Source organism: Fervidicoccus sp., from assembly GCF_049967375.1.
GTDB classification, from domain to species: Archaea; Thermoproteota; Thermoprotei_A; order Sulfolobales; family Fervidicoccaceae; genus Fervidicoccus; species Fervidicoccus fontis.
In genome coordinates, this window is the sequence record NZ_JBMFSV010000032.1 from 1 (window position 1) to 7,914 (window position 7,914).

At 39.3% G+C, this 7,914-nt stretch carries 10 protein-coding genes and 1 rRNA gene; 4 read left to right on the forward strand and 7 right to left on the reverse strand.

Annotated elements, in window-relative coordinates; translation table 11 throughout:
• Window positions 1-298: ribosomal RNA gene (locus tag ACP5SL_RS05695) — 23S ribosomal RNA — on the forward strand; the annotation flags it as partial.
• Between the two features lie 98 nt (window positions 299-396).
• Here ACP5SL_RS05695 and ACP5SL_RS05700 read toward each other — a convergent pair.
• Window positions 397-861 carry an ASCH domain-containing protein gene (locus ACP5SL_RS05700; RefSeq protein WP_272985280.1) on the reverse strand — a complete coding sequence of 155 codons (465 nt, stop codon included), beginning with the start codon at window positions 859-861 and terminating at the stop codon, window positions 397-399.
• Between the two features lie 136 nt (window positions 862-997).
• Between ACP5SL_RS05700 and ACP5SL_RS05705 the strand changes: the two genes are divergently transcribed.
• Genes ACP5SL_RS05705 through ACP5SL_RS05715 form a run of 3 tightly spaced genes read left to right on the forward strand, consistent with a single transcriptional unit; the run spans window position 998 to window position 4,042 of the window.
• A complete protein-coding gene (locus ACP5SL_RS05705) occupies window positions 998-1,396 on the forward strand; it encodes a translation initiation factor IF-5A (protein ID WP_014558253.1) in 399 nt (132 codons plus the stop codon).
• Window positions 1,397-1,416: 20 nt separating this feature from the next.
• Window positions 1,417-2,769 carry a signal recognition particle protein Srp54 gene (locus tag ACP5SL_RS05710; protein WP_193803525.1) on the forward strand — a complete coding sequence of 451 codons (1,353 nt, stop codon included), beginning with the start codon at window positions 1,417-1,419 and terminating at the stop codon, window positions 2,767-2,769.
• 4 nt (window positions 2,770-2,773) lie between these two features.
• Window positions 2,774-4,042: a tRNA pseudouridine(54/55) synthase Pus10 gene (locus tag ACP5SL_RS05715; protein WP_014558251.1), complete on the forward strand. Its 1,269-nt coding sequence runs from the start codon at window positions 2,774-2,776 to the stop codon at window positions 4,040-4,042.
• On the opposite strand, the gene ACP5SL_RS05720 is transcribed toward ACP5SL_RS05715, so the two are convergent.
• From ACP5SL_RS05720 to ACP5SL_RS05745, 6 genes are all read right to left on the reverse strand, one after another.
• A complete protein-coding gene (locus ACP5SL_RS05720) occupies window positions 4,026-4,736 on the reverse strand; it encodes an RNA methyltransferase (RefSeq protein ID WP_014558250.1) in 711 nt (236 codons plus the stop codon). The two genes, ACP5SL_RS05715 and ACP5SL_RS05720, sit on opposite strands and share 17 nt — an antisense overlap.
• Entirely contained in the window at window positions 4,726-5,388 is a 663-nt protein-coding gene (locus tag ACP5SL_RS05725) for a HemK2/MTQ2 family protein methyltransferase (protein WP_148683708.1), read from the reverse strand. The genes ACP5SL_RS05720 and ACP5SL_RS05725 overlap by 11 nt, the downstream gene beginning before the upstream one ends.
• A complete protein-coding gene (rsmA, locus tag ACP5SL_RS05730) occupies window positions 5,337-6,203 on the reverse strand; it encodes a 16S rRNA (adenine(1518)-N(6)/adenine(1519)-N(6))-dimethyltransferase RsmA (RefSeq protein ID WP_014558248.1) in 867 nt (288 codons plus the stop codon). Before rsmA ends, ACP5SL_RS05725 begins: the two co-directional genes overlap by 52 nt.
• 7 nt (window positions 6,204-6,210) lie before the next feature.
• The gene (locus ACP5SL_RS05735; protein ID WP_014558247.1) at window positions 6,211-6,894 is read right to left on the reverse strand and encodes a DUF655 domain-containing protein; all 684 of its coding nucleotides are present in this window, start codon (window positions 6,892-6,894) and stop codon (window positions 6,211-6,213) included.
• A gap of 96 nt (window positions 6,895-6,990) precedes the next feature.
• On the reverse strand, window positions 6,991-7,317 hold the full coding sequence (locus ACP5SL_RS05740) for a hypothetical protein (protein WP_014558246.1): 327 nt from the start codon (window positions 7,315-7,317) through the stop codon (window positions 6,991-6,993).
• 32 nt (window positions 7,318-7,349) lie between these two features.
• Entirely contained in the window at window positions 7,350-7,655 is a 306-nt protein-coding gene (locus ACP5SL_RS05745) for a 50S ribosomal protein L21e (RefSeq protein ID WP_014558245.1), read from the reverse strand.
• Window positions 7,656-7,914 lie beyond the last annotated feature (259 nt).

Sequence of the window (7,914 nt, forward strand, 5' to 3'; positions counted from 1 at the left end):
GGCGTTGGCCGTCTGAGGGGAAGATGCCCACAGTACGAGAGGAACTGGGCATCGCGGCCTCTAGTCTACCGGTTGTCCGGCAGGGCAATGCCGGGCAGCCACGCCGTTAGGGATAACCGCTGAAAGCATCTAAGCGGGAAGCCCGCCCCGAGACGAGACGGCCATTCCGTGCGGGGAAACTCGCACGGATGGAGGGCCCCCGTAGAAGACGGGCTTGATAGGACGGGGGTGTAAGCTCCGAGGGACTTGTTCCCGAGGAGTGAGCCTGCCGTTACTAAAAGCCCGACGCCGCTTGCTTCTCTCCTGGGACCTAAAGCTGCGCATATCACAAAAAGCGCGCAGCTTTTCAGGATTCGCCCAGGGTTAAGCCTGGGACTCCTATACTCGGCACAGAATTTAATTCTCAGTTTTAACTTCTTTAGAAGTTAGGAGTTTTGAGAGAAATATCTGATAAATTGGTTCATTTTTATTGATTTTTGAGTAACCCATGGGGGGAGTCCATGTAGGTAGTACTTCCCTGATTTCCCTTAAACTGACTGGCTTTTCATATAGCTTTGGCGATAATACTTCAATGGCAATTGCAGTTTTTGCTCCTGCTATAAACTTCCACGACTCAGGAGATATACCCTTTTCATTTTTCTTCCTCACATATCTCCATATTTTCTCTGGAGGACCTCTTATAATTCGTCCGATCGTAAATTCACCTAAGATTGCTTTGACCCTCCCGCTGACATATACTATAGCAAGACCTCCCTTGATCAGATCCTTTCCTTTTCCTCTTCTGAGCTCGAACTTCTTTCTTCCAGAGAAAATTGCTTCTGCATATTCAGGTCTTATTGAAAATATATATATACTCTCCAAAGACATCGCCTTTTGAAGAGCTTTCGTCTGTGGAGAAAACAATTTAAAAATGAAAAGTAGGTATTTATAAGTCTTTTTTAGCTATAGTTTTTATTTATTAATTGAAAAATGTCTTAAATATTTTAGGTGGTTTCATATGAGTATAAACTACATATCCCTCGGAGATGTGAAAATAGGAACATACATCATCATAGAAAATGAGCCTTGCAGGGTTGTGGAGATAACAAAAGCTAAAACGGGGAAGCACGGGAGCGCTAAGGCTCATGTTGTCGCCATAGGACTTTTCACTGGAAATAAAAGGACTTTGACAGCGCCGGTGGATCAGAGAGTAGAGCAACCAATAATTGAGAAGAAAGTTGCTCAAGTCATTGCAGACCTTGGAAATTCCTATCAACTTATGGATATGGAAAGCTATGAAACCTTCGAGGTTCAAAAGCCAAATGACCCAGAACTGCTGAGCAAAATAGCTCCTGGAAAAGAAGTAGAATATTGGGAGGTCATGGGACAGAGGATAATTGTTAGGATGAGAGGATAAGGGTAACAGATTTGAGCAACATTTTTTCGGGAATAAAGGAAGCAATTAAAAAGTTTCTTTCATCTACTTCTCCATATGAGCAGAGCGTAGAGGAGTTTATAAGAGAGCTCCAGAGGATCTTAATTAAATCTGATGTAAATGTAAAGGTGGTTTTTGAATTTACGAGCAAAATAAGGAAGAGGGCTCTAGAGGAAAAGCCACCGCAAGGAGTGAGCAGAAGAGACTGGTTCATTAAAATTGTATATGAAGAGCTCATATCGCTCTTAGGAGGAGAAGAAGAGCTTAACGTGTTGCCGAAAAAAAAGCCTTATGTGATAATGCTTGTAGGAGTCCAGGGGAGCGGGAAGACTACTACTGCGGCAAAGCTAGCCTGGTACTATAAAAATAGAGGATATAGAGTAGGGCTGATAGCTGCAGACACATTCAGGGCTGGAGCATATGAGCAGCTGAAGCAACTGGCAGAAAAAGTTGGGGTTGAGTTTTGGGGAGATAAGGGGTTGAACGATCCCGCAGAGATAAGCAGAAAGGGACTAGAGTACCATCTATCAAAAAAGGCAGAAATAATAATTATTGATACTGCTGGAAGACATGGGTACGGTGAGGAAAGCAAACTTATTGACGAGATGAAGGCAATAGCAGATGCTGTAAAGCCTGACGAAGTCATCTTAGTATTGGATGCGTCAATCGGTCAAAAGGCTTATGATCTTGCGAAGAAGTTCCATGAAGCCACACCTATAGGTTCAATAATAATTACAAAGCTGGACGGCACTGCGAAAGGCGGAGGCGCAATATCAGCGATTGCAGCCACAGGCGCGAAAGTAAAATTTGTGGGAACTGGAGAAAAGGTCGATGAAATTGAGCCTTTTAGACCTAAAAACTTTGCTTCAAGGATCCTGGGAATGGGCGACATAGAGGCAATATTGGAAAGAGTATATTCAACCATGAGCCAAAACGAGCTTGAAGAAATGGCGGATTCTTTAATGAGCGGTAACCTCAATATGAAGCTGATTTATAAGCAAATAAAGCAGATCAGGAGCATGGGGCCGATCGGAAAAATACTTAGAATGATACCTGGATTGAGCATGTCATTACCAGAAGACGAGGGCGCTCTAAAAGTGAGCGAAGAGAAAATGGACATGTGGCTTAATATAATTAACAGCATGACATATGAAGAAATGGAAAAACCTGAGCTTCTTGAAAGAGAGAAGTCAAGGATAAGAAGGATCGCAATAGGTGCTGGAGTGGCACAGGAAGACGTTAGAGAGCTTTTGAATTATTACAACTACATAAAAAAGCTCTTAAAGCAGTTGAAAAGAAGGAAGTCTCTTCTTAAAAAATTTGGAGGAGCAGATGAATTCTTAGAGGAGGAATAGAAGTTTGGAGAACGAAGTATTAAGCAAAGCGATAAGCATAATGGAAAAATATCCTTTATGCGACTCATGTTTGGGAAGGATGTTCTCCTCCTTTCTAAAGGGGTTTACTAATGAAGAAAGAGGAAAGGCAATAAAAATAGCAATTGCGATGGAGCTAATAAAAAAACTTAAGAGTGGTGAAGAGGAGGCGGGAAAAAAGCTGGAAGCCATCTCTCAATCTTTAGGTCCGGAGTTTGATAAGACGCTCGAAGAGGTTAATATTAAACGCAGGACTGGTGAATGCTATTTATGCGGTGGCAAATTAAAGAAATGGGTGAGCCTGTATAAAGAAGCTGTGCCCATATTAAAGAAAAAATCTGTAGAGTCCTTTGTCGTTGGAATTACAGGTTCAAAAGAAATAGAAACCAAAGAGGATGAGCTTCTCAGAGAGTTTTCAATAGACACAGCTGAATCCATAAAGTCTGAGCTGAGGAGAGAAGTTGGAAAGCTGATTACCAGCTCTACTGGTATAGATGCAGGTTTCACAGATCCAGGCGCAGTTATTTACATTGATTTGAAAAGTGAGAATCTGAGAGTAAAAGTGATGCCTCTGTTCATTAAAGGAAGATATATCAAAGCTGGGAGGAACATAAGCCAAGTAGAGTGGTTCGATGATGACAAAAAACAACAACTTTCTGTTAAAGGAATGCTTTCCGTTCTCAGTGAGTTTTATGGGGGAGAGGTTTTACTTCATGCCTCTGGAAGAGAGGACGTTGATGTGAGGATGCTCGGTTGGGGAAGGCCTATGGTAGTTGAGATAAAAGATCCAAGAACCAGGAGAGTGCCGCTTAGCTACATCAGCTGGCTAGTAAATAAAAATCCATACGGAATTTTCATACTTGAAGAAAAGGGGAAAAGGAAGGATGTGAGAGAGATAAAAGAGCTTGACTCAAAGAAAAGAAAGATTTACAGAATAGTTGTAGCAGGCGATGTACCCCTCAATGAGAAAGATGCTGATACGATAGTAAGAGAGCTGAAGGGAAAGGTAATTGAGCAGAGAACCCCTACAAGAGTTCTTGTGAGGAGAAAAGATGTTGCAAGGAGGAAAAAAGTATACGATATAAGCTTGCACGCTTTTTCCGGGGTATTGATTGGGTTGATAGAGACGGACGGGGGGCTTTATATAAAAGAGCTGATTTCTGGTGATAATGGAAGAACTAAGCCGAACTTCTCTGAAATACTCGGAAAGAGTGTGCAATGTATCGAGCTTGATGTGGTCAAGGTTGTTTGGTAGAGCTTCCCTCGATCCTCCTTTTAACTCTTCTGAGGACATGCGTCAATATTCTAACTTCTGGCTTTGATGGAGATGACCTAAATAGCACATGCCTCATGGCTGTTCTTGCCCTCATTATTTTTGTTTCATCTCCTAATGCCATTGAAGCTATATCGCCGAATATGCTTACGGCTTGCTCAAGTTCTTCTCTCTCGGCTAAATTTACCAGATCCCTTTTTCTTTTGGACTTGTATATCTCATAAAGATATATTGATACCGAATTTGCCAAATTCAGAGCTGAGTACTCTGAAGACGAAGGAATTGTTGACACAAAATCGCACTTCGAAAGCTCATCTCTAGTGAGACCTGAGCTTTCTCTTCCAAATACGATACACGGCTTTTTATATCTTTCAAGAAAAGAGGGCAGATCATAGGAGGGGATCGTGCTTCTTAAAATATCACCATCCAGGCTGAACTTAGCTGTAGTGCATACTCTGACATCACATGGAGAGAGAGCTTCATCCAGGTTTTTATAAACTACTAGATTGTCTAATCTGCCTACCGCTTTTGCTGAAAATCTTCTGGCCTCATCCATATCGAGCTCTCTTGGATAAACGAGAACGACATCGTCTACCTCGAAGTTTTCAGCCAGCCTCATTATCATTCCTAAGTTTGCTCCACCTTCGATACCTACAAGCACAAGTCTAATATCCATTTTTCTCCCCTTTTATTAAGTACAAGTCTTCGAAGAAGAAGCTCTTGCTCGAAACGATGCCAAACTTCATATCTATTTCGCTCATTTTCCTATACAGAATCTCTAAATTACCTAGAGATGAAGAAACTAACAAAAGCGTTCCGCCGCTGCTTAAAATTTCTGGTATCTCGTCTAATATAGAAAGAGAAAAATCTATTCCTTCTTTTCCTCCAGCCCATTGTAGCTCAAAGGGATCGTTAGCATTTTTAGGCTCAATTGGTAGATAAGGTGGGTTTATTATGATTGTATCGAAGCCAGATCTCGACCTCAAAAAAGTCACCTTGTTACCAATAACTACGCTGAACCTTTCTTGCTGCTTATCAAAGCTGCTTAAATTCAAGCATGTCGAATATGAAGCTAAACAATTCACATCAGTAGCAACGACATCGCTCGCTCCAAGCACTAAGGAATGAAGGGCAATGATCCCGCTACCTGTTCCTATATCTAAAACTTTTTTATTTTTAACAATCTCAGGGTGAGAGCTTAAATACTCCAATATCATATATGTGTCGTCGCTTGGATCATAAACCCCTTCTGGAATGCAGAGGAAATATCCCCATCTTACCTTTCTGTTACTTCTGCACATCTCCTCGAAATTTCTTCCATTTCCCATGGAGATAGCTCCCTCACCCTTTTATTTTCAAGTAACTTTTCTATATAATCGATGCAATTTAACTTTAAGGTTTCTAAGCATTGCTTAAATACTTTTCTGGAATTTTTATTTCTCTGCGAAAATACGCATGAAGTTAACTTTTCAAGTAAAAAATGAACCTTGGTATCATAGTTCTTCTTCCTTTTTAAAGAAACAATGCTCACAGAGACTTTTGGCTCGGGAAAAAAGCTCTTGGGAGTGAAGCTTCTAACTATCCTAATTTCAAATAACAGCTGAGCTAAAATGGAGAGCCTTCCATAGCTTTTACTTCCAGTTGCAGCGACAAGCCTTTCAGCAACTTCTTTTTGCATTCCTAAAATCATGTTTTTTATATTATTATTTCTGCAAGCTTTTATGATAATGGGAGAAGTTATTGAAAATGGAGTGCTTGAAAAAACTACGCTTGTTTTTATGCTCGGAACTATGCCCAATGCATCTGCCAAAATCAGATAAACGTTTCTCTCCTCTATTATACTTGAAATTATCGAAAATAAGCTTGCATCCTTTTCGATCGTGATTATATTTGATGATGAAAAAGCATAAGACACAGCTTTGGTTAAAGTCCCTATCCCAGTCCCTATTTCGACCATCCATTCAAGGTTATCTATTAGAGAGAGCTCTTTTATGAAAGTCTCAATGTAGTTAGGATCAATTGTAAAATTCTGGCTTAGCTTTTTTTTAGGCTTAATCCCTGCTTCCTTTATGAAATGTATCGTCCAATTTTTTAATTCAATTGGGGAGAAGAAAAAAACCTTATGTTCATTGGTTCTTTCCATTATAAATTCATTCCCTATAAATTTCGTCTAAAATTCTTAAATATACAGCCTGGGATTCATTAGGACTTGGTCTTATAAAAAGATAATACCTCTCCCCTCCAATAAGCTCTTTTACAATCCTCTCGGCAATAACCTTTTCAATGTTGTGAATCTTAACGCCTCTTATAGTAAGTCTTTGAACGATATCCTCGAATGATTCGAACGGCTTTCTCTTCCTCTCATCTAGCATAACATTTAAAGTCCTCTTTCCTATTCCAGGCAACAATTCAAGCATGTGCATTCTCAGTGTTATTGATCCAGCATTATTAAAAAACTTCAAGAAGTATTTCTCATTTTCTTTAATTATCTGTGAAAGTACTGACACGAGATTTTCTTTAGCTACAGTTGTTAAGTCCTCATAAGATATAGGACCGAAAATCGACTTGATTGGACCTTTTCCAACATAGTCTGGACCCGCATATATCTTTTCACCCACTTCAAAATTTTCTCCCTCAGGGACTACTAGCTCAAATAGGGTGAAATATTTATAGCCAACTACCTGTGCCAGCGGAACTCTTCTATGTTCAACATGTTTGTCAAACGGATTTCCGTGAGGGAGAAAATCTAAGACGACAGCAACATCATCAGGTATCTCTCTTTTCTTTTTTGCTTCGCCATAAAAGTATCTGTCACCTTCTCTTTCATTTGACAAACATCATCACTTCCATAATTGTTTTGCGTTATAAAATATATTAGAAAATTAAGTATATTAGTATTAATGTTATACACAATTTGAATACCATAAAGTTCAAAAGCACTTACTTACTATCTCTACAGCCTTTTCCACAGTTTCAGAAGGCAATGACTGATACTGCTGTGGCAATAATGCTCTTAATTCTGCGCTTTCTGTTGGAAGTACGTTTATTATCATCACTGCGAGTTCTTCAGGTATTGACAGTTTTTTTAGTTCTTCCAAAATTTCTTTAATGTTCTCAGCTTTGCATTTCCTTACAGCACTAAGATACTCTTCTACTTTCTTTATTATTATGGAATCTTTATCAAAGCTTGATGATTTCAAAAGCTCCTCAAGCTGAGAATTGGATAGGTATTCTTTGCTTACAATAATCCTTGGCAAATTTTACATCCTCTATAAAGTTTTAATTAAAATTAAGCCGCTACTGTAAGCGGTCTTATATGTTCTGGTCTAACAAAAAGCGTTCTCTTTACACTACCCTCATAAAGTTCTACTATATATGCCCTTCCCCTTCTACCAACAATTACGCCGGTCCTTCCATGAAACCTTCTATGCGGCATTCCTTTATGTATTGATGGATTAATATATATCATTACCTTATCTCCTACATTATATTTTATCATAAGAAGGCTGAGAGATGGCACTCCTCCTCTTTCTCTGATGTCCTTTTTAAAGAGCTTTCTCGTCCTGTGCCTGTAGCCTTTAGGTGCTTTAACCAATTTTACACATCCTCCTTAAAATCATTTTAAATGTGACAAATTTTTGCTAAAAATATTTTCCCTTCCAAATAGGCAAATCACTAAAAGAATAAAATAAATTGAGATTATAAATCTTTCATAACGAGTTTATTTAAAAACAAACAGCATTTTATTAAAAAGTAAAGATTAAAGCATTTTGTGTTTGATCATTTGTATTACTGCCAAGCGACCATCTTGCTCAGAACTTCATCTCCGACCTTTCCCTTCTCCACATCTGATA

What these genes read in the sequence shown, in the direction of transcription:
- ACP5SL_RS05705 (WP_014558253.1), top strand. Translation starts at nt 998, where the DNA reads ATGAGTATAAACTACATATCCCTCGGAGATGTGAAAATAGGAACATAC.
- ACP5SL_RS05720 (WP_014558250.1), bottom strand. Translation starts at nt 4,736, where the DNA reads ATGGATATTAGACTTGTGCTTGTAGGTATCGAAGGTGGAGCAAACTTA.
- ACP5SL_RS05725 (WP_148683708.1), bottom strand. Translation starts at nt 5,388, where the DNA reads ATGGGAAATGGAAGAAATTTCGAGGAGATGTGCAGAAGTAACAGAAAG.
- rsmA (WP_014558248.1), bottom strand. Translation starts at nt 6,203, where the DNA reads ATGGAAAGAACCAATGAACATAAGGTTTTTTTCTTCTCCCCAATTGAA.